Genomic DNA, 1,180 nt, shown 5'->3' on the forward strand with positions numbered 1-1,180 from the left:
TAAAGAGCGACGCAGCTTTTAGCTGCTGCGGGAGTGGCATTCTACTCAACCGCCTTCTCGAGTCAAGCCTTATTTTCAAAGGCTTTTCGAGGTCACCGACCGGGTTGTTTGCGTTGCCGCTTGCCGTGTCGATGGAGGCGCATTATAGGGAGCGGATTTGTTCTGGCAAGGGGATAATTACAAAAAGATGGCTTTCATCGTTCAACCGCTCACAAAGACACCAAAAAGCATCTTAAACCAGCAAAGTCAGCCTGCGGTGGGGGCCGCTACGGCAAAATCATGCAGGTTGTCATAGATGGCATCGGCCAGCTCGACACCAGCATCCGTGACCGGCTTGCCGGTGCGCACCATCACCTTGTGACCTACCTTGGCATTGATGGCCGCTTTCAGGTCGGACGGCTTGTCACCCACCATATAGGAGCGGGCCATGTCGATACCGAGCTCCTGCTGGGCAAGCAGCAGCATGCCGGGTTCGGGTTTGCGGCAATCGCAAGGCGCACCGTGGTCAGGATGATGGGGACAGAAATAGATGCCATCGAGATCCACGTCCCGATCGGCCAGGGACCAATCCATCCATTCGGTCAAGTTCATGAAATCATCTTCAGTGAAGTAGCCTCGGGCAATGCCGGACTGATTGGTGACCACAACCAGCAGGTAGCCTTTCTTCTTCAGCAATTGCATGGCTTCGATCGCCCCGGGTAGAAAGTGGAAGTCATCAACCTGGCTGACATAACCCGTGTCTTCGTTGATGACACCATCGCGATCCAGAAAAATGGCGGGTTTACTCACAGCAGCTACCTCTATCAATAATTTCGCAAAGTATCTCACAGGCCATTTAAAGCCCCAAAAGTAAAAGGGGTGGCCGAAGCCACCCCTTTCATGTGCGTATGTAAAGTATCGATTAAGCGATAACTTTAGCTACAACACCAGCACCTACGGTACGACCACCTTCACGGATGGCGAAACGCAGGCCGTCGTCCATCGCGATCGGAGCAATCAGGGTAACAACCATCTTGATGTTGTCGCCCGGCATTACCATCTCTACGCCTTCCGGCAGTTCGATGGTACCGGTCACGTCGGTAGTACGGAAGTAGAACTGCGGACGGTAGCCCTTGAAGAACGGGGTGTGACGACCACCTTCTTCCTTGGACAGCACGTACACTTCGGATTCGAACTTGGT

Annotated in this window: 2 protein-coding genes; both read right to left on the reverse strand. The window is 53.4% G+C overall.

What is annotated here, in order from left to right; translation table 11 throughout:
- Positions 1 to 246: 246 nt before the first annotated feature.
- Positions 247 to 789: a D-glycero-beta-D-manno-heptose 1,7-bisphosphate 7-phosphatase gene (gene gmhB / locus BN1132_RS01045; protein ID WP_042074247.1), complete on the reverse strand. Its 543-nt coding sequence runs from the start codon at positions 787 to 789 to the stop codon at positions 247 to 249.
- 112 nt (positions 790 to 901) lie between these two features.
- Positions 902 to 1,180: EF-Tu C-terminal domain-related protein (locus BN1132_RS01050; RefSeq protein WP_042074249.1), on the reverse strand; the 279-nt coding region annotated here is incomplete at its 5' end.

This window comes from Aeromonas sanarellii (assembly GCF_000820085.1).
Lineage (GTDB): Bacteria > Pseudomonadota > Gammaproteobacteria > Enterobacterales > Aeromonadaceae > Aeromonas > Aeromonas sanarellii.